The organism is Streptomyces sp. NBC_01429 (genome assembly GCF_036231945.1).
GTDB lineage: Bacteria > Actinomycetota > Actinomycetes > Streptomycetales > Streptomycetaceae > Streptomyces.
The window spans coordinates 5371707-5391686 of the sequence record NZ_CP109599.1 but is presented as its reverse complement, the minus strand read 5'-3'; the positions used below and the strand labels follow the sequence as shown (position 1 = coordinate 5391686).

Annotated in this window: 15 protein-coding genes; 7 read left to right on the top strand and 8 right to left on the bottom strand. The window is 71.5% G+C overall.

Annotated elements, in window-relative coordinates; all coding sequences use genetic code 11:
* Positions 1-100 precede the first annotated feature (100 nt).
* On the bottom strand, positions 101-1246 hold the full coding sequence (locus OG627_RS23680; RefSeq protein ID WP_329068241.1) for a PP2C family protein-serine/threonine phosphatase: 1146 nt from the start codon (positions 1244-1246) through the stop codon (positions 101-103).
* 106 nt (positions 1247-1352) lie between these two features.
* Between OG627_RS23680 and OG627_RS23675 the strand changes: the two genes are divergently transcribed.
* Positions 1353-2606: a GNAT family N-acetyltransferase gene (locus tag OG627_RS23675; protein ID WP_329068239.1), complete on the top strand. Its 1254-nt coding sequence runs from the start codon at positions 1353-1355 to the stop codon at positions 2604-2606.
* A 25-nt stretch (positions 2607-2631) separates the two neighbouring features.
* Here the strand turns inward: OG627_RS23675 and OG627_RS23670 are convergent, their stop codons facing one another.
* Both OG627_RS23670 and OG627_RS23665 read right to left on the bottom strand, forming a co-directional pair.
* Entirely contained in the window at positions 2632-3456 is an 825-nt protein-coding gene (locus OG627_RS23670; protein ID WP_329068237.1) for an Fpg/Nei family DNA glycosylase, read from the bottom strand.
* 86 nt (positions 3457-3542) lie between these two features.
* Entirely contained in the window at positions 3543-4034 is a 492-nt protein-coding gene (locus OG627_RS23665) for a ribose-5-phosphate isomerase (RefSeq protein WP_329068235.1), read from the bottom strand.
* A 187-nt stretch (positions 4035-4221) separates the two neighbouring features.
* Here OG627_RS23665 and OG627_RS23660 point away from each other — a divergent pair, with 187 nt between their 5' ends.
* Positions 4222-5727, top strand: coding sequence for an amino acid permease (locus tag OG627_RS23660; RefSeq protein WP_329068233.1), 1506 nt, complete (start codon positions 4222-4224; stop codon positions 5725-5727).
* 100 nt (positions 5728-5827) lie between these two features.
* On the opposite strand, the gene OG627_RS23655 is transcribed toward OG627_RS23660, so the two are convergent.
* A complete protein-coding gene (locus tag OG627_RS23655) occupies positions 5828-6412 on the bottom strand; it encodes a biotin transporter BioY (RefSeq protein WP_329068231.1) in 585 nt (194 codons plus the stop codon).
* Between the two features lie 230 nt (positions 6413-6642).
* On the opposite strand from OG627_RS23655, the gene OG627_RS23650 reads away from it, so the two are divergent.
* Positions 6643-7284 (top strand): superoxide dismutase, encoded by a 642-nt coding sequence (locus OG627_RS23650; RefSeq protein ID WP_329068229.1) that lies wholly within the window; start codon positions 6643-6645, stop codon positions 7282-7284.
* Between the two features lie 141 nt (positions 7285-7425).
* Here OG627_RS23650 and OG627_RS23645 read toward each other — a convergent pair whose 3' ends face one another.
* Entirely contained in the window at positions 7426-8064 is a 639-nt protein-coding gene (locus OG627_RS23645) for a mycothiol-dependent nitroreductase Rv2466c family protein (protein WP_329068227.1), read from the bottom strand.
* Between the two features lie 163 nt (positions 8065-8227).
* Between OG627_RS23645 and pepN the strand changes: the two genes are divergently transcribed.
* On the top strand, positions 8228-10819 hold the full coding sequence (pepN, locus tag OG627_RS23640; protein ID WP_329068225.1) for an aminopeptidase N: 2592 nt from the start codon (positions 8228-8230) through the stop codon (positions 10817-10819).
* 171 nt (positions 10820-10990) lie between these two features.
* Positions 10991-12112, top strand: coding sequence for a hypothetical protein (locus tag OG627_RS23635; RefSeq protein ID WP_329068223.1), 1122 nt, complete (start codon positions 10991-10993; stop codon positions 12110-12112).
* Between the two features lie 57 nt (positions 12113-12169).
* Here the strand turns inward: OG627_RS23635 and OG627_RS23630 are convergent, their stop codons facing one another.
* Entirely contained in the window at positions 12170-13375 is a 1206-nt protein-coding gene (locus OG627_RS23630; RefSeq protein WP_329068221.1) for a serine hydrolase domain-containing protein, read from the bottom strand.
* Positions 13376-13738: 363 nt separating this feature from the next.
* On the opposite strand from OG627_RS23630, the gene OG627_RS23625 reads away from it, so the two are divergent.
* Both OG627_RS23625 and OG627_RS23620 read left to right on the top strand, forming a co-directional pair.
* Positions 13739-17065: a S8 family serine peptidase gene (locus OG627_RS23625; RefSeq protein WP_329068219.1), complete on the top strand. Its 3327-nt coding sequence runs from the start codon at positions 13739-13741 to the stop codon at positions 17063-17065.
* Positions 17066-17244: 179 nt separating this feature from the next.
* A complete protein-coding gene (locus OG627_RS23620) occupies positions 17245-18273 on the top strand; it encodes an aspartate-semialdehyde dehydrogenase (RefSeq protein ID WP_329068217.1) in 1029 nt (342 codons plus the stop codon).
* Positions 18274-18377: 104 nt separating this feature from the next.
* Here the strand turns inward: OG627_RS23620 and OG627_RS23615 are convergent, their stop codons facing one another.
* Positions 18378-19580: an MFS transporter gene (locus OG627_RS23615; RefSeq protein ID WP_329068215.1), complete on the bottom strand. Its 1203-nt coding sequence runs from the start codon at positions 19578-19580 to the stop codon at positions 18378-18380.
* A 102-nt stretch (positions 19581-19682) separates the two neighbouring features.
* Positions 19683-19859 (bottom strand): type II toxin-antitoxin system PemK/MazF family toxin, encoded by a 177-nt coding sequence (locus OG627_RS23610; RefSeq protein WP_329072913.1) that lies wholly within the window; start codon positions 19857-19859, stop codon positions 19683-19685.
* Positions 19860-19980 lie beyond the last annotated feature (121 nt).

The window sequence follows — 19980 nt, the reverse complement described above, 5'->3', positions numbered from 1 at the left end:
GCGCCCGTCCCCGTAACCGTCCCTTCCGCCCGCGGACTCCCGCACCGCCAACCCGCACCCCGCCCCGTCGGCCGACCCGGCCGACGGGGCGAATCGCGTGTCAGGCCTCGCGGCAGATCAGCAGCAGCGCCCGGTCGTCGTTGACGTCCTTGGCCACCGCCTCGATCAGATGCCAGGCCGCGCCCTCGAAGCCGGGCACCACATAGCGGTCCGCCTCGCCGGTGAGCCGGTCGATGCCCTCGGAGATGTCCCGCCCCGGCGCCTCGACCAGACCGTCCGTGAAGAGCATCAGGACGTCGCCGGGGCGCAGCGAGCCCTTCGCCGGGTCGAACTGGGCCTTGTCGTACACCCCGAGCAGCGGGCCCTCCCCCGACTTCTCCTCCCAGCGCCCGCTGCCCGCGTGCAACTGGAGCGCGGGCAGGTGGCCCGCCGAGAGCAGCTCGTAGTCGCCGGATTCGAGGTCGAGCACGAGGTGGATGGAGGTGGCGAAGCCCTCGTCCCAGTCCTGCCGGAGCAGATAGCCGTTGGCCGCGGGCAGGAAGCCGTGCGGCGGGAGCGAGCCGAGGAGCCCGCCGAAGGCGCCGGACAGCAGCAGCGCCCGGGAGCCGGCGTCCATGCCCTTGCCGGAGACATCGGTGAGGACGACCTCCAGGGAGCGTCCGCCGTTCGTCCTGGCGGCCACCACGAAGTCGCCGGAGAAGGACTGGCCGCCGGCCGGGCGCAGCGCCATCTCGTGGTGCCAGCCCTTGGGGAGCAGGGGCAGGGCGCTCTGGACGCGGATGCGTTCGCGCAGGTCGAAGAGCATCGTGCCGCCGCGCCGCCAGGGCACCCCGACCCGGGCTCTGAACTGGGCGATCAGCAGTCCGAAGAGACCGCAGGCGGCGACCACGAGCACCGTGCCGGGGGTGACCCTGGCCGGGCCGTCCGGGTAGGGGCCGAGGACCACCGACTCGACGATCAGGGCGGCGGCCGCCGCGGCGTACAGGCTGAGCAGGCTGGAGGGGCGCAGGAGGAGCCCGCCGGCCACGATCGGCAGGACGAGCGCCGAGGGCGCGAACCAGACGGGGACCGCGATGGTGGCGAGGGCGATGGCCGGGATGGTGAGCATCAGCCCGACGAGCGCGATCCAGTCCGAGCCGTCGCCCCTGAAGTAGTCGACGCCGGATTTGCGCACGCCGGTGCGGACCCGGTGCAGCTTCTTGCGCATCCGGGCCGAGTACGAATCCGCTCGCGCGACACCGGCCATTGTTGTGGACCCTATCGATCCGCCCGGCCGGCGTGCAGGGGGACCCCTGTGACATTGCGTTCGAAATCGGGTCGCCCGGTTGTCGTACCCCTGGTACTGATGGCATATGACTACGGAACTTCGGGTGTTGCGCCCGGCCGAATGGGACCGCTGGTTCGGGGCGTTGGAGCTGGCGTTCGGCGGTGTGCCCGAGACGGACGCGGAGCGGGCGCTGTGGCGGGACCTGACCGAGTTCGAGCGGGCGCTCGGCGTCTGGGACGGCGAGGAGTGCGTCGGTACGGCCGGCGCCTTCAGCTTCCGGCTCTCGGTGCCCGGCGGCGCTACGGTGCCCGCGGCGGGCGTGACGATGGTGAGCGTGGCGGCGACGCACCGGCGGCGCGGGGTGCTGACGTCGATGATGCGGCGCCAGCTGGACGACATCCGTACGTGGGGCGATCCGCTCGCCGTGTTGACGGCGTCCGAGCCGGAGATCTACGGACGGTTCGGGTACGGCGTCGGGGCCCAGCAGCTCACGGCGCGGATCGACACCTCGCGGGTGCGCGTCGAGGCGTCCGCCGTTCCGGACGCGGCCGACGGGTCCCACGAGGTACGTCTGCGCCGGGTGAAGCCGGACGACCCGGCCGTACGGGACGCGTGCGAGGCCGTCTACGCCGCGCAGGTCGCCGGGCGGCCGGGGATGACCGCGCGGCGGCCGGGCTGGGAGCGGCTGCCCGTCCTCGACGGCGAGCAGGCCAAGGACGGCGCCTCACCGCTCCAGTGCGTGCTGGCGGAGCGGCACGGCGAGGTGGTCGGGTTCACGCTGTACCGCAGCAGGCCCGAGTGGGACATGGCGGGGCCCAAGGGCACGATCGAGCTGCGGGATCTGTACGCGCGGGATCCGGCGGCGTACGCCTCGCTCTGGCGCTTCCTGTTCTCGATCGATCTCACGTCGACCGTCCTGGCGGACAACCGGCCCCCGGACGACCCGTTCCAGTATCTGGTCTCGGACGTGCGCCGGTGCGGGCTGCGGCTGCGGGATTCGCTGTATCTGCGGCCGGTGGAGGTGGGGGCCGCGCTGGAGGCCCGTACGTACCGCGCCCCGGTGGATGTGGTCCTCGCGGTCGAGGACGCCTTCTGCCCGTGGAACGAGGGGAGCTGGCGGCTGAGCGGCGACGCCAAGGGCGCGTCCTGCGAGCGCACCGGCGATCAGCCCGATCTGGCGCTCGGGGTACGGGAGTTGGGCGCCGTCTATCTGGGCGGGACCTCGCTGGCCGCGCTGGCGCGCGCGGGACGGGTGCGGGAGGTGCGCACGGGCGCGCTGGCGGAGGCGTCCACGGCCTTCGGTTCCGAGGTCGCGCCGTGGCTGCCGCACGGATTCTGATGTCGCGGGGCTTTCGCAACAGGGCCTAGGAGGGCTGGCAGCCGGGGCACCAGAAGAGGTTGCGGGCGGCGAGGGTCTCGGTGCGGATCTCGCCGCCGCAGAGCAGGCAGGCCATCCGTGCCCGGCGGTAGACGTAGACCTCGCCGCCGTGGTCGTCCACGCGCGGCGGGCGGCCCATGGCCTCGGGGGTGTGCTCGGGGCGGACGGTGTCGATGCGGTTGTGCCGTACGCCCTCGCGCATCAGCGCGACCAGGTCCGCCCAGATCGCGTCCCACTCGCGGCGGGTGAGGTCCCGGCCCGCGCGGTACGGGTCGATGCCGTGCCGGAAGAGGACCTCGGCGCGGTAGACGTTGCCGACGCCCGCGATGACCTTCTGGTCCATGAGCAGCGCGGCGACGGTCGTACGGGAGCGGGAGATCCGCGCCCACGCCCGCTCGCCGTCGTCGCCGGTGCCGTCGTCGCGGACGCGCAGCGGGTCGGGGCCGAGCCGGTCGTGTATCGCCTGCTTCTCGGGCGCGGTGATCAGGGCGCAGGTGGTGGGGCCGCGCAGATCCATGTACGCGGCCGGGGAGACGAGCCGGAGCCGGACGGTGTCGGTGGGCGGCGGGGCGATCGCGCCGCCGAAGCCGACCTTGCCGAAGAGGCCGAGGTGGATGTGGACCCAGCCGGTGTCCTGGAAGCCCAGGAAGAGGTGTTTGCCGTGGGCGTCCACCGCGTCGAGGACCCGGCCGTCGAGCAGCGCGGCGCTGTCGGAGAACTTGCCCTGCGGGCTGCTGACCCGGACGGGCCGGCCGCCGAAGCGGGCGAGATGGTCCTCGGCGAGGCGGTGGATCGTATGCCCCTCGGGCACGAGGTCCTGCCTTTCTGACGTGGGTCCCGGCATGGCTGTGCCGCCGGACTCCCGTCACAGGTGCGGGGCCCGGCGGCACGGACGTGTCAGTTCTCCGGCTGGGGGTGGTGGGCCGGTACGGGCGGCAGCTCGTGGGTCGTCTCGTACTCGGCGAGCATCGCGATACGGCGCGCGTGGCGCTCCTCGCCCGAGTAGGGCGTGGCGAGGAAGATCTCGACGAACTTGACCGCCTCTTCCCTGGTGTGCATCCGGCCGCCGACCGAGATGACGTTCGCGTCGTTGTGCTCGCGGCCGAGCGCCGCCGTCTGCTCGCTCCAGGCGAGGACGGCCCGTACGCCCTTGACCTTGTTCGCGGCGATCTGCTCGCCGTTGCCGGAGCCGCCGATCACGACGCCGAGGGCGTCCGGGTCCGCGGCCGTGCGCTCCGCGGCGCGCAGGCAGAACGGCGGGTAGTCGTCCTGGGCGTCATAGATGTGGGGTCCGCAGTCGACGGGCTCGTGGCCGTGGGCCGTGAGCCACTCGACGAGGTGGTTCTTGAGTTCGTAGCCGGCATGGTCGGAACCGAGGTACACGCGCATGCGTGAAGTGTGGCACGCGTGGTGTGGCGGGGGCTCCGTTGGGTAGCGGTGCGCGAGGTCAACCCGCCATTACGGCGCAGTGGCCCCAGGGTAAAGATACGGAATTGCCACTTCCACTATCCGGGGGCCGAGCGCTTAAATGCCGGGACTCGTCATTCGAGTGGACCGTAGACGTAAGGATTTACGCATGAGCTCCCTGCCGTCCCCCACGAAGGAAGGCGGAATCCCCGGCGAGCCTGGGAATCCACAGCCCTCCTCCGACGGCCTGCAAGCCGGTCTCAAGAACCGTCATCTGTCGATGATCGCGATCGGCGGCGTCATCGGCGCCGGTCTGTTCGTCGGCTCGGCCTCCGGGATCGCCGCCGCGGGCCCCGCCATCCTCCTCTCGTACGCGCTGGTCGGCCTGATGGTCGTACTGGTCATGCGCATGCTGGGCGAGATGGCCGCGGCACGGCCCAGTTCCGGCTCCTTCTCCGCCTACGCCGACCAGGCGCTGGGCCGTTGGGCCGGGTTCTCGATCGGGTGGCTCTACTGGTTCTTCTGGGTGGTGGTGCTCGCGGTCGAGGCGACGGCCGGCGCGCAGATCCTGGAGGGCTGGATACCGGCCGTACCGCAGTGGGCCTGGGCGTTGATCGTGATGGTCGTGCTGACGGCGACCAACCTCGTGTCCGTGTCCTCGTTCGGCGAGTTCGAGTTCTGGTTCGCCGGCATCAAGGTGGTGGCGATCGGCGGATTCGTCGTCATCGGGCTGCTGGCCGTCTTCGGCGTCCTGCCCGGCTCCGACAACCCCGGCGCGGGCTTCGGGCATCTCACGGACGCGGGCGGGTTCTTCCCCAAGGGGCCGGGCGCGATCCTCACCGGTGTGCTGATGGTCGTCTTCTCGTTCATGGGCAGTGAGATCGTCACGCTCGCCGCCGGTGAGTCGTCGAACCCGCAGCGGGCCGTCGCCAAGGCCACCAACAGCGTGATCTGGCGCATCGCCGTCTTCTACCTGGGCTCGGTCTTCGTCGTCCTGACGCTGCTCCCCTGGAACGACGCGTCGATCACCAAGGACGGCTCGTACGTCGCGGCGCTGAACTCGATCGGCATCCCGCACGCCGGCCAGGTCATGAACGTCATCGTGCTGACGGCCGTGCTCTCCTGTCTGAACTCCGGTCTCTACACGGCGTCCCGGATGGCCTTCTCGCTCGGCCGGCGCGGTGACGCGCCCCGGGCCTTCGGCCGGGTGACCAGGCGCGGCGTGCCGCAGGCGGCGATCCTGTCGTCCGTCCTCTTCGGCTTCGTGGCCGTCTTCTTCAACTACCAGTGGCCCGACACGGTCTTCGCGTTCCTGCTGAACTCGTCGGGCGCGGTGGCCCTCTTCGTCTGGCTGGTCATCTGCTTCACCCAGCTGCGGATGCGCGGGATCATCCTGCGCGAGTCGCCGGAGAAGCTGGTCGTGCGGATGTGGCTGTTCCCGTATCTGACCTGGGCGACGATCGCGATGATCTCCTTCGTCCTGGTCTACATGCTCACCGATGACGCGGCGCGCGAGCAGGTGCTGCTGTCCCTGCTGGTGGCGGCGCTGGTCGTGGCGATCGCCCTGGTCCGGGACTTCCGCGAGCGCCGGGCGGGAGCGACGGCCCGAGCCCAGGCGCCGGGGCCGGACCCGGTGGAGGCGGAACCGGAGACCGACGAGGTCGTCAAGGGCTGACGACCCCCCGTCGTACGACGCGAAGAGGCTCCGCCCGCCACTCACGACGAGTGGTGGGCGGAGCCTCTTCGTACGTGTACGGCCCTGGGCCGCGATCCCGTCAGCCCCGGCGGCCGAGGAGCTTCCAGGTGGTGGGCAGCGCGCCCATGGCGAGGGCGGCCTTGAGCGCGTCACCGAGCAGGAAGGGCACCAGCCCGGCGGCCACGGCGGCGCTCAGCGACATGCCGGTGGACAGCGCCAGGTAGGGGACGCCGACGGCGTAGATGACCGCGGAGCCGAGGACCATCGTGCCCGCCGTACGGAGTACGGAGCGGTCGCCGCCCCTGCGGGCCAGCGCGCCGACCACGGTGGCGGCGAGCAGCATGCCGAGGACGTAGCCGAAGGAGGCGCCGCCCGCACCGGAGGACCCGGCGGCGAACCACGGCACCCCGGCCATCCCGACCAGCGCGTACAGCGCCAGGGAGAGGAAGCCGCGGCGGGCGCCCAGACCGGCGCCGACCAGCAGCGCCGCGAAGGTCTGACCGGTGACCGCGACCGGGGAGCCGGGGACCGGGACGGCGATCTGCGCCGCCAGCCCGGTGAGCGCCGCGCCGCCGAGGACCAGGGCGATGTCGCGGGTGCGGGTGGCGGGGAGGAGATCGGCGAGGACCGCTCCGGTACGGGGGGCTGCGGCAGCAGTACTCATGGGGACTCCGCGGTCGTCAGGGTCGTCAGGGCGTTCGGGACAGCTCGACGTTAGCCCAGCCGTCGGGGGGCCAACACCGTCAGACGCCGACAAAGCGGTGGTCGGAGCGTTGTCGGGGGTGCCACATGCGGCCGGGGCCGCGCCGGACGCGCCGGGCGCGCCGGGCGCCGTCTTGCTGCTAGCGTGCAGTTGCATAAGATGTGCAATAAGAGGCCGGAGGGCTCGGACACATGGCCACGTACACGCTTCCTGAACTTCCCTACGACTACGCGGCGCTCGAACCCGTCATCAACCCGCAGATCATCGAGCTGCACCACGACAAACACCACGCGGCGTACGTCAAGGGCGCCAACGACACCTTGGAACAGCTCGCGGAGGCGCGTGACAAGGACGCGTGGGGAGCCGTCAACGGCCTGGAGAAGAACCTCGCGTTCCATCTCTCCGGCCACATCCTGCACTCGATCTACTGGCACAACATGACCGGTGACGGCGGCGGCGAGCCGCTCGCGGCGGACGGCGTCGGCGAGCTGGCGGACGCCATCGCCGCCTCCTTCGGCTCCTTCGCGGGCTTCAAGGCGCAGCTGACCAAGGCCGCCGCGACCACGCAGGGCTCGGGCTGGGGCGTGCTCGCGTACGAGCCGGTCAGCGCCCGGCTGATCGTCGAGCAGATCTACGACCACCAGGGCAACGTCGGCCAGGGCTCGGTGCCGATCCTGGTCTTCGACGCCTGGGAGCACGCCTTCTACCTCCAGTACAAGAACCAGAAGGTCGACTTCATCGAGGCGATGTGGAAGGTCGTGAACTGGCAGGACGTGGCGAAGCGGTACGCGTCCGCCAAGGAGCGCGCCCACAGCCTGCTGCTGGCCCCCTGACCGGGCCCCCCGAACGTCCTGCCTCGTGATCGTCTTCTCAACCTTCACCGGCGGACGGAATGACGAAGGGCCCCCGCGAGGACAGGACTCGCGGGGGCCCTTCCGCCCGTTACGGGCCGACCGGGCATAAGGGACCGGCCGTCAGTCGAAGACCGGGCCCTGCGTGCGGGTCCGCTTGATCTCGTAGAAGCCGGGGATCGACGCCACCATCAGGGTGCCGTCCCAGAGCTTCGCGGCCTCCTCGCCCTTGGGCGCCGGGGTGACCACCGGGCCGAAGAAGGCGATCTGCTCGCCGTTCGCCCCCGGGACGGCGATGACCGGGGTGCCGACCTCCTGGCCGACCTTGTCGATGCCTTCCTTGTGGGAGGCGCGCAGCTCGGTGTCGTAGGTGTCGGAATCGGCGTACTCGATCAGGTCGGCGGGCAGCCCGACGTCTTCCAGGGCGCCGGCGATCGCCTCGCGGGTCGCACCCTGCCCCTGGTTGTGGAAGCGGGTGCCGAGCGCGGTGTAGAGCTTGCCGACGACCTCGTCGCCGTACTTCTCCCGCGCCGCGATGACCACGCGGACCGGCCACCAGGACTTGCCGCCCGGGAGCATGTTCTCCCGGTACTCCTCGGGCAGCTGGTCCAGCTTGTCCTCGTTCAGCACCCCGAGGCTCATGACGTGCCAGCGCACCTCGATGTCACGGACCTTCTCCACCTCCAGCACCCAGCGCGAGGTCATCCAGGCCCAGGGGCAGAGCGGGTCGAACCAGAAATCCACGGGGGTCTTCTCGGACATGTCTCTCCTCAGCAGAGCTGCCCCGGATCAGGGCTGCGAACACACCTCACCGGGCAAACGCCGCACGCCGCCGGGGACATTCCCGCGCCCCGCGCGCGACGGCCCGTGCGAGGATCGTTTTCCATTCGAACGAGCCGCGAAGGCGAGCCGAGAAGGAGTGACCGTGCCCGGTGAGAACCTGTCCCGTGACGAGGCCCGTGAGCGGGCCGGCCTGCTGTCCGTAGACGGGTACGAGGTCTACCTCGACCTGCGGTCGGCGGTCGGCGACGCGCCGGCCGGTGACGTCGCGGACGACGGCCCCCGGACGTTCCGTTCGGTGACGACGATCAGGTTCCGCTGCGCGGATCCGGGCGCCGCCACCTTCGCCGATCTGATCGCGCCGAGCGTGACCGCCGTGACGCTGAACGGGACCGGCCTCGACCCGGCCGCCGTCTTCGACGGCTCGCGCATCGCGCTGGAGGAGCTGCGCGCGGAGAACGTCCTGGTCGTGGACGCGCAGTGCGCCTACAGCCGGACCGGCGAGGGCATGCACCGCTTCGTCGACCCGGAGGACGGCGAGGTCTACCTCTACACGCAGTACGAGCCGGCCGACGCCCGCCGGGTCTTCGCCAACTTCGAGCAGCCGGACCTGAAGGCCCCGTACCGCTTCGAGGTGAGCGCGCCCGAGGGCTGGACGGTGTGGAGCAACGGCGCGGGGACCCCGGTCGACGGCGGCTGGCGGTTCGCGGAGACGAAGCCGATCTCGACGTACATCACGGCCGTCGTCGCCGGTCCCTACCACTACGTGACCGACTCCTACCGCCGTACGTTCGACGACGGCACGGTCCTGGAGATCCCCCTCGGCGCGATGTGCCGCAAGGGGCTGGCCCGGCACTTCGACGCGGACGACGTCTTCCTGGTCACCAAGCAGGGGCTGGACTTCTTCCACGACAACTTCGACTACCCGTACCCGTTCGGGAAGTACGACCAGGCGTTCGTGCCCGAGTACAACCTCGGCGCGATGGAGAACCCCGGGCTGGTGACCTTCCGCGAGGAGTACATCTACCGGGGCCAGGTCACGCAGGCCGCGCTGGAGCGGCGGGCGAACACGCTCCTGCACGAGATGGCGCACATGTGGTTCGGCGACCTGGTCACCATGGAGTGGTGGGACGACCTGTGGCTGAAGGAGTCCTTCGCGGACTTCATGGGGGTCTTCGCGCTCGTGGAGGCGACGCGCTTCACCGGCGCCTGGACCACCTTCGCCAACAACCGCAAGTCCTGGGCCTACCGCGCTGACCAGCTGCCGTCCACCCACCCGATCACGGCCGACATCCGTGATCTGGAGGACGCCAAGCTGAACTTCGACGGCATCACGTACGCCAAGGGCGCCTCGGTGCTCAAGCAACTCGTCGCGTACGTCGGCCGGGACGCGTTCCTGGCGGGCGCCCGCAGCTACTTCAAGCGCAACGCGTACGGGAACACCCGGCTGGGGGATCTGCTCTCCGTGCTGGAGGAGACGTCCGGGCGCGATCTGACGGCCTGGTCGCGGTCCTGGCTGGAGACGGCCGGGCTCAACTCGCTGACCCCGCAGGTCATGTACGACGCGGACGGCCGCGTCACCGAGCTGGCCGTCATCCAGGAGGCCGCCGCCTCCCATCCGACGCTGCGGCCGCACCGGGTCGCCGTCGGGCTCTACCGGCGGCTGCCCGACGGCGGTCTCGAACGGTTCGCGCGCGCGGAGACGGACGTCGAGGGGCCGCGTACGGTCGTCAAGGAGCTGACCGGGGCCGAGCGTCCCGACCTCGTGCTCGTCAACGACGACGACCTGACGTACTGCAAGATCCGCTTCGACCCGGCGTCGCTGGACACCCTGCGCGACCGTCTCGGTGATCTCTCCGACCCGTTGGCGCGCGCCCTGTGCTGGTCGGCGATGTGGAACCTGACCCGGGACGCGCTCATGCCCGCCCGGGACTTCGTCACGCTCGTCCTCACCCACGCGGGCCGCGAGAGCGACATCGGCGTCCTCCAGATGCTGCACGCGTGGGCCCGCTCGGCGCTCACCCACTACGCCGCGCCCGACTGGCGCGAGGAGGGCGGGCGGCTGCTCGCCGAGGGCGCGCTGCGCGAGCTGCGGTACGCGGAGCCCGGCAGCGAGCACCAGCTGACGTGGGCCCGCTTCTTCGCCTCGGTCGCGGCCTCGGAGGCGGACTTGCAGCTGCTGCGCGGGCTGCTGGACGGTACGGCGAAGATCGACGGGCTGGCCGTCGACCAGGAGCTGCGCTGGTCCTTCCTGGAGCCGCTGGCCGCGCACGGACGGGCCGACGAGAGCGTCATCGGCGCCGAACTGGCCCGCGACGACACGGCGTCGGGCAAGCGCCACGAGGTGCGCTGCATGGCGGCCCGGCCGTCGGCCGCGGTCAAGGCGCAGGTCTGGGCGCAGGTCGTCGAATCGGACGCGCTGTCGAACGCGCTGGTCGGCGCGGCCATCGGTGGCTTCGTCCAGCCGAGCCAGCGCGAGCTGATCGCGCCGTACGCCACCCGGTACTTCGAGGCGATCGAGCGGGTGTGGTCGGAGCGGTCGATCCAGATCGGCATCGATGTGGTGCGCGGTCTGTTCCCGGGGCTCCAGGACGGCCGCGGTGCGCTGGAGGCGGCCGAGAGCTGGCTCGAAACGCACCGGAACGCGGCGCCCGCGCTGCGCAGGCTGGTGCTGGAGGCGGCCGACGACCTGGCGCGGGGGCTGCGGGGACAGGAGTGCGACGCGGCGAGCCGTTAGGCCCTGTCCGGAGGTCCTGTCCGGAGGCCCTGCCGGCTCGCCGTCCGGGCCTAAAGACGGGCTGTGTGATCGGCAGTCGAACGCCCTTACTTTAGTACGAGCTTGTCCGGTTTTGTCGATGAATCGGTTACAGGGGTTGAGGAGTGGTGGAGGCGGGGCAGATCCCGGGGCATGAAGAACAACACCCCGGTCTCCCTCCGCCCCCTCGGCCTCCCGCTCCCCCTCAGCCGTCTCTCCGACGACGCGAGCGGCCGGGTGCTCTCGCTCGCGCAGTTGCGCGCCTACGGTGTCCCGGCCGGCCGGGCGGCCGCCCTGTGCCGGCCCGGTGGCTCCTGGCAGCATCTGCTGCCTGGCGTCTATCTGCTGCACACGGGAACCCCGACCGCCGAGGAGCGGCTGCGCGGGGTGCTGCTGTACGCGGGGCGGCCCGGCGCCGCGAGCGGCCGGGACGTCCCGGCGCAGCCGGGCCCGCGCCCCTCGTCCGACGCCCCGGAGGGCGGCGGCCGGGCGTCGTCGGCCCCGTACGGCTCGGCGATGATCACGGGGCTGGCCGCGCTGGCGCTGCACGGCTTCACCGAGTCCGCTCCCCCGCCCGTCTCGGTGGAGCGGATCGACGTGCTCGTACCGCGCACCCGGCGGCTGCGGTCGGCGGGGTACGCCCGGCTGATCCGCGCGCACGCCCTGCCCCGGCCCGAGCTGATCGGCGATCTGCCGGTGGCGCCCGTCGCGCGCGCGGTCGCGGACGCGGTGGCGCAGCTGTCCGACGCGGACTCGGTGGTGGCGCTGCTGACCGAGGCGGTACGGGACGGGCACTGCGAGCCGGCCGTGGTGGTGCGGGAGTTGAACCAGTCGGGGCTGCTGGTGCGCCAGTACGTGGTCGACGCGGTGGACGCCCTGCTGGCGGAGGGCCGCAGCCTGGCCGAGGGGCGGCTGTACGAGCTGGTGCGGACGTACGGTCTGGCGGAGCCGCTGTGGAACGTGGATCTGCGGCTGCCGGACGGGCCGCGGCTGGGCGCGGTGGACGCCTACTGGCCCGAGCGGTCGGTGGCGGTCGAGCTGGACACCCGCGCGCCCCGGCAGTCCGGCCGGTGGGACGAGGCGGAGGACGACGAGCAGTGGTCGGCCGCCGTGCGCAAGCGCGAGCATCTGGAGCGCCTGGGCATCACGGTCGTCCATCTGACCCCGAGGAAGCTGCGGGAGTCGCTCGAACAGCAGGCGACGGTGGTGCGGACGGCGCTGCTGGCGGCGGACGACCGCGATCCGGCGGCGCGCGTGGTGGTCCTGCCGAGATGACCCGGGCGGGATGCGGGCGGCATTCGTACGGCCGCCCGCACCTGAGCACCGGTCGGGTCAGCCGCAGAACTCCGCCTCGACGGTGGACCTGGCGTCGCCCGTCCAGTCGCCGTTGAGGTTCATGGACAGCGCGTGCTTGCCGTCCCCGGTGACGGAGGAGCTGGACGACGATCCGTGGATGCCTCCGTTGTGGCCCCAGACCACCGTGCCGCAGGAGAGCGTGTCCTTGCTCAGCCCCAGGCCGTAGCCGAAGCCGGGCGGGGTGCCGTCGCCGAGGGGCACCGTCGTCATCATCTCCTTGAGCTGCTTGTCCGGCAGCAGCGCGCCCTTGAGGAGCGCGCCGTAGAAGCGGTTCAGATCGGCCGGGTTGGAGATCATCGCGCCGGCCGAGCCCGCCGCCGACGGGTTCAGTTCGGTGACGTCGTGGATGGGGGCGGTGGCGGAGTCCACGCCGAGCTTCGAGTAGGCGCGGCCCGCCGGCCGGGGCATGGCGGGGTCGGTGGTCGGCACGCTGGTCGCGCGCAGGCCGAGCGGGCGCAGGATGCGGCGCTCGATCTCGTTGCCGTAGGTGCGGCCGGTGACCTTCTCGACGATCATTCCGGCGAGGATGTAGTTGGTGTTGGAGTAGTTCCAGCCGGTCCCCGGCTCGAAGTCGGGCGCGTGGGCGGTGGCGAGCGCGACCAGTTGGCGCGGGGTCCAGGTGTCGTAGCGGTGCTCGAAGAAGCCGTCGCCGAAGACCTGGTCCACGAACCCGGGATCGCTGGTGTAGTTGTAGATGCCGCTGGTGTGGTTGAGGAGCTGACGGACCGTGATCCGCCGCCCGTCGTTGCCGTGGCCGCGCACCACGCCCGGCAGGTACGAGTCGACCGTGGCGTCCAGGTCGAGGCGGCGCTCGGCCTCCAGTTGGAGCAGGACGGTGGCGACGAACGTCTTGGTGATGGAGCCGACGCGGTAGCGGTCCTGGGCGCCGCGTTCGCGCCCGGTCGTACGGTCGGCGACGCCCGCGGTCGCGCGCCAGGTGCCCTTGCGGTCCTCGACCTGGGCTGTCACCCCCGGCACGCCCTCGGCCACCAGCGCGTCGAGCGCCTTCCCGGTGGCCTGGTGGCCCGCTGAGGCGCTGTGGCCCGCTCCCCCGGCCTCCGGCGCCTGGGCCGCGACGGCGGGAGTGACGAGCGCGGTGCCCGCGAGGGCCGCCACCACCAGCCCCACCAGTGCCGCCGTACGTGCCGTTCCCGTACGTGCCGTTCCCGTACGTGCTGCCATGCGAACTCCCCTGTGTGCGGCGTGCGGTGCGGTCCGCGATTCGGTCTGCGGAATCGGTCCGCGATGCGATGGGACGGACTCCGGCGCCGCGGCCGGGGTTGCCCGGTTCCGGAAGGTTGATCGGCTTTCGGCCGTTCGGGGAGCCGGGGACGGCTGGCGCGATCTCGCCGTCCGACGGCGGGCCACGGGGCCGATTCCGGGCTGTTTTGGCCGGGTTGGTTCCCAGTGGCGCGAGTCTCGCCGTGGCGGATCTCCGCCATGACCGTATCCCGTTCCCGACAGCCCTCCACAAAGCCCCTGTTGGTAGGAAAAGCTGATCGGTCAGCCGGTACCGAAATCCGGACTGTCTCTTCACCGAACAGGATGCTGATGACCTCCGAATCCGAGAGCTCCATATCCGGGCCGAGACGCGTGGCCAGGGTGACGGCCGCGGCCGGCCTGGTGGCAGCGCTGATCGCCTCCGGTGCGGCGCCCGCGTTCTCCGCCACGCACGCCGACACCCCGGCGGTTCCCGCGCCCGTGAAATCGTCGGCCGACCCCGGCAGACTCGACACGGCCGACGCGGATCTGCTCGCCAAGGCCAAGGCCGAGGGCGAGAAGAACGTCACCATGATGGTCGCCACCGCCCCCGGGGCGACCAAGCAGGTCGCTGGCCAACTGGACGCCGTCGAGGGCTCCGTGGTCGGCAAGACGTACGACAAGCTCGGTTACGTACGGGCCACGCTCCCCACCGCCAAGGCGGAGGCCGCGATCCTGGCGGCCCAGAAGCTCTCCTCGGTCCAGGGCGTCGATCTCCAGCAGGAGATCATGCTGGACGACCCGACGCCCGAGGCGGACACCGTCCGGGGCGCGAAGAGTTCCGCGGCCAAGAAGAACCCGGGCGTGAAGCCGTACCCGGCGCCGGACAGGAAGACCCCGGCGAAGAACCCGTACAACCCGTCCTTCGAGACCGGCGCGGTGGACTTCGTCAAGAAGAACTCCAAGGCGGACGGCCGCGGCATCACCATCGGCGTCCTGGACTCCGGGGTGGACCTGGCCCACCCGGCGCTCCAGAAGACCAGCACCGGCGAGCGCAAGATCGTCGACTGGGTGACCGCCACCGACCCGGTCTCCGACGGGGACGGCACCTGGCTGCGGATGAACTCGGCGGTGACCGGGCCGGTCTTCACGGCGTCCGGCCGCACGTGGAAGGCGCCCGCGGGCTCGTACAAGTTCACCACCTTCGCCGAATCCGCCACCCTGGGCGGCGAGATGGCCGGTGACCTCAACCGCAATGGCACCACCACCGATGTCTGGGGCGTGCTCTACGACCCGGCCACGGGGACCGTCCGGGTGGACCTGGACAACAACGGGGACTTCACCGACGACGTACCGATGAAGCCGTACAAGGACGGCTTCCAGGTCGGCTACTTCGGTGAGCAGGACCCGTCCGCACAGGTCGCCACGCGCATCCCCTTCACCGTCGAGGTCCGCAAGGACGTCGTCTACAACGCGGCCGGAGCGAAGTCCGACTACGTCAGCATCGGCGTGGTCGAGGGCGCGCACGGCACCCACGTCGCCGGTATCACCGCCGCCAACGGCCTCTTCGGCGGCAAGATGAACGGCGCCGCCCCCGGCGCCAAGATCGTCTCCTCGCGCGCCTGCACCTGGAGCGGCGGCTGCACCAACATCGCGCTGACCGAGGGCATGATCGACCTCGTCGTCAACCGCGGGGTCGACATCGTCAACATGTCGATCGGCGGCCTGCCGACCCTCAACGACGGCAACAACGCCCGCGCGCAGCTGTACACGCGGCTCATCGACACCTACGGCGTCCAGCTGGTGATCTCGGCGGGCAACGAGGGCCCCGGCCTCAACACCATCGGTGACCCGGGCCTCGCCGACAAGGTCGTCTCGGTCGGCGCCTCGATCTCCAAGGAGACCTGGGCCGCCAACTACGGCTCCGGCGTGACCAAGAAGTACTCGATGCTGCCGTTCTCCTCGCGCGGTCCCCGCGAGGACGGCGGCTTCACGCCGACCATCACCGGCCCCGGCGCCGCCATCAACACCACGCCGACCTGGCAGCCCGGCGGACCGGTCGCCGAAGCCGGCTACCAGCTGCCCGCCGGCTACTCCATGCTCCAGGGCACCTCGATGTCCTCGCCGCAGGTCGCGGGCGCGAGCGCGCTGCTGCTCTCCGCCGCCAAGCAGAAGAAGATCAGCCTCACCCCGGCGCGGCTGCGGACGGCGCTCACCAGCACCGCCACCAAGATCCCCGGCGTCCAGGCGCACGAGCAGGGCTCCGGTCTGATCGACATCGTGGACGCGTGGAAGGCCATCCAGCGGGCCGCCGGCACCGACGCCAACGAGTTCGACGTCAAGGCGCCGGTCAGCACCACGCTCGATGAGTACCTGAAGATCCCGGGCTTCGGCACGGGCCTGTACGACCGCGAGGGCGGCCTGAAGGCCGGCCAGAGCCGTACGTACGACGTCGTCGTCACCCGCACCACGGGCAAGGCCGGCGCCGTGGAGCACCGGCTGAACTGGAAGTACAACGACGGCACCTACAAGCTGCTCGGCAGCGGCAAGGTCAAGCTGCCGCTGAACCGGCCGGTGACCGTGAAGGTCCAGGCGAAGCCCGGTTCCGCCGGGGTGCACAGCGCGATCCTGGAGGTCGACGACCCCCGTACGCAGGGCGTGGACAAGCAGATCCTCGCCACCGTGGTCGTCGCGAAGCAGCTGGCGAAGCCGTCGTACGCGTTCTCCGAGAAGAACTCGGTGCAGCGCAACAGCTCGAAGTCCTACTTCATCACCGTCCCGGAGGGCGCGAAGACCCTGGAGGTGGCGCTCGGCGGGCTCGCCAAGGACAGCCAGACCCGGTTCATCACGCTCCACCCGTACGGCAAGCAGATCGAGAACAGCTCGACGGTCAACTGCTACCCGAACTACCCCAACCCGGCCAACACCTGCCGTCCGGACGTCCGCTCGTACCAGGACCCGCTGCCGGGTGTCTGGGAGGTCGAGGTCGAGTCGCGCCGTACGTCGCCGCTGCTGGACAACCCGTACACGCTGGAGGTGTCGGTCCTGGGCACCGCCTTCGACCCGGCGGTCACCACGCTGCCCGAGGCGAAGATCGGCACTCCCTCGCCGGTCTCCTGGAACGTGACCAACAGCTTCGCCGCCATCGACGGCACGCTGGCCGGCGGCTCGCTGGGCTCGGCGAAGGTCGCCCGTCCGACGATCGCCGACGGTGAGGAGCAGGAGTCCACGGTCACCATCGGCGCGGGCGTCGAGCGGCTGGACATCACCATCGGCAACACCGCCGACCAGGGCGCCGACCTGGACCTCTACGTCGTGCGGAACGGGGTCGTGGTCGGCCAGTCCACCACGGCCACCTCGGACGAGCGGGTCACCCTGGCCAACCCGGCCGCCGGTACGTACACGATCGTCGTCGACGCCTACTCGGTCCCGGCCGGGTCGACGGCGTACGACTACCGGGACGTGTACTACTCGGCGTCGCTCGGCACGGTCACGACCGAAGCGAAGCCGGTGAAGATCGCGAACGGCGGCACGGCGGAGGTCTCGGCCGAGATCGTGGTGAACAGCGCGGCCCCGGCGGGCCGGCAGTTCTTCGGCGAGGTCAAGCTGCTGAACGCGCGCGGTACGGCCGCGGGCACCGGCAGCGTGATCATCGAGAGCGTCACGCCGTAACCGTACATAACAGTCGGTAACGGCATGTCGTGATCGGGGCGGGCGTCCCTCGGGGCGCCCGCCCTTCCGCGTCCCGGCCCTTGGACAATGGATTGGACAAGCGGACCGGGGACAGACGCATGATGATGGAACGTGGTCCCGGGACAGGGACGGGCACAGCCGTGAACGAAGGAGCCTCAGTGAAGGTCGGAATCGTCGGAGCCACCGGTCAGGTCGGCACGGTCATGCGCAGCATCCTGGCCGAGCGCGGCTTCCCCGTGGCCGAGCTGCGGCTGTTCGCGTCCGCCCGCTCCGCGGGCTCGGTCATCGAGTGGCAGGACCGCGCGATCACGGTCGAGGACGCGTCGACGGCCGACTACACGGGCCTCGACATCGTGCTCTTCTCTGCCGGTGGCGCCACCTCGAAGGTGCTCGCCGAGAAGGTCGCGGCCCAGGGCGCCGTCGTGATCGACAACTCCTCCGCCTGGCGGCGCGACCCCGAGGTGCCGCTGGTCGTCTCCGAGGTCAACCCGCACGCGATCGCGAACCGCCCCAAGGGCATCATCGCCAACCCGAACTGCACCACGATGGCCGCCATGCCGGTGCTGCGCCCGCTGCACGACGAGGCGGAGCTGACGGCCCTGGTCGCCACCACCTACCAGGCCGTGTCGGGCTCGGGCCTGGCCGGCGTCGCCGAGCTGCACGGCCAGGCGCAGAAGGTCGTGGCCGAGGCGGACCGGCTCACGCACGACGGCGGGGCCGTCGACTTCCCGGAGCCGGCCGTCTACAAGCGGCCCATCGCCTTCAACGTGCTGCCGCTCGCCGGTTCCGTCGTGGACGACGGCTCGTTCGAGACGGACGAGGAGCAGAAGCTCCGCAACGAGTCCCGCAAGATCCTGGAGATCCCCGGCCTGAAGGTCTCCGGCACCTGTGTCCGCGTGCCGGTCTTCACCGGTCACTCGCTCCAGGTCAACGCCCGCTTCGCCCGCCCGATCAGCGTGGAGCGCGCGTACGAGCTGCTGAAGGACGCGCCGGGCGTGGAGCTGTCCGAGATCCCGACGCCGCTCCAGGCCGCGGGCAAGGACGTCTCGTACGTGGGCCGGATCAGGAACGACGAGACGGCCGAGAACAGCCTCGCCCTCTTCGTCTCCGGCGACAACCTGCGCAAGGGCGCGGCGCTGAACGCCGTCCAGATCGCGGAGCTGGTGGCGGCGGAGCTGACGGCCTGAGGCGGTAGGCCACCGGGGCGGGGCCCCTGGGACTCTCGTGCGTCACGGTCTGTACGTACGGTCCGCGCCTACGTCACGGTCTGTGCGTACGATCCGCGCGTACGTCACGGTCTGTACGCGCGTGAGCCCCGCCCCGTCTCCGCTCTCCCCGCCGCCAGGCCCGCCCCGAGCGCGAGCGCGGCGAGGGTGCCGCCGAGCCAGAGCGCCCCGGCGACCTCGAAGCGGTCCGCGGCCCGGCCCCCGGCCAGCGCGCCCAGGGCGATCGCCGCGTTGAATATCCCGGCGAAGAGCGCGGAGCCCGCCTCGCGGTGCGCGGGCACGGCGGCCATCAGCCAGTTCTGCGCGCTGACGGAGACACCGCCGTACGCCAGCCCCCAGACGACGAGCAGCGCCACCGTGGCCGGGAGCGAGCCCCCGGCGGGCACGGTCAGCAGGACGGCCCCGGCCAGGACGGCCGAGACGGTCAGCAGCGCCCGGCGCGGCGTACGGGCGGCGACCGCGCCGCCCAGGAAGTTCCCGGCCACGCCCGCGATCCCGTACACCAGCAGCAGCACGCCGACCGTCCCGGGACGGATCGCGGGCACCCGCTCCAGGGCGGGCCGTACGTAGGTGTACGCGGCGAAGTGCCCGGTGACCAGCAGCGCGACCGCGAGCATCCCGGCCCGCAGGGCGGGGAGCCGCAGCAGCCCGGCGATCTCGGCGGGACGCACGGCACCGCGCGGGGGCAGCGGCGGCAGCAGGGCGGCGAGCAGCGCGGCGACCGCCAGCGCGAGCCCCGCCAGCGCGGCGAACGCCCAGCGCCAGCCGGCCAGGGCGCCCATCAGCGTCCCGGCCGGCACGCCGAGCACCGACGCCAGGGCGATCCCGCTGAAGATCACGGCGGTGGCGCGCCCGGCCTGCTCGCCGCGTACGAGCCGGACGCCCAGCCCCGCCGCGACCGCCCACACGCCCCCGATGCAGACCCCGACCAGCGACCGCGCCGCCAGCAGCACGCCGAAGGTGGGCGCGAGCGCGGCCAGCAGATTGGCCCCGGCCAGCAGCGCCAGCAGCGCGCCGAGCACGCTCCGCCGGTCCGCGCCGCGCACGGCGACGGGCAGTACGAGCGCGGCGAGGGCGGCGACCACGCCGGGCAGGGTGACGGTGAGCCCGGCCGTACCGTCGCTGAGGCGCAGCCCGTCGCCCAGCGCGGTGAGCAGGCCGACCGGCAGCATCTCGGTGGTGACCACGGTGAACGTCGCTGCGGCGAGGGCGAGCACGGCGGGCGCCAACGCGCCCCGCTCCGGGGGCTGTTCGATTATTTGTTCCATAGGGCACAGCCTTCGCCGGACGGCGGCCGGGAACAACGGCCGCGACCTCACGCTTCGGCGAACCGCGCCCCTCGCGCCGGGCCGCCCGACCGTAGGCGGAGGTCAGAGCCCCAGATGCCGGCGGAGCGCCGTGTCGATCTCGGCCATGCGCTGGCGCGGTACGGAGCCGACCCGGCCGTTGAGCCGGTCCGGGGTGATGGCCCGTACCTGCTCGCACTGGACTTTGGAGTCCTTGGCCAGCCCGCATTCGTCCGCGCCGAGAAAGACCTGGAAGGTCAGAACGCGCGAGGTGTTCGAGTAGGAACCTCATAGCTACTTGGCTGGCCACCTCAATAGCCACTTGGACAGCCACGCGAATAGCTACCTGGATAGCCACCTCATCGCACCGGCCCCGCGTGGA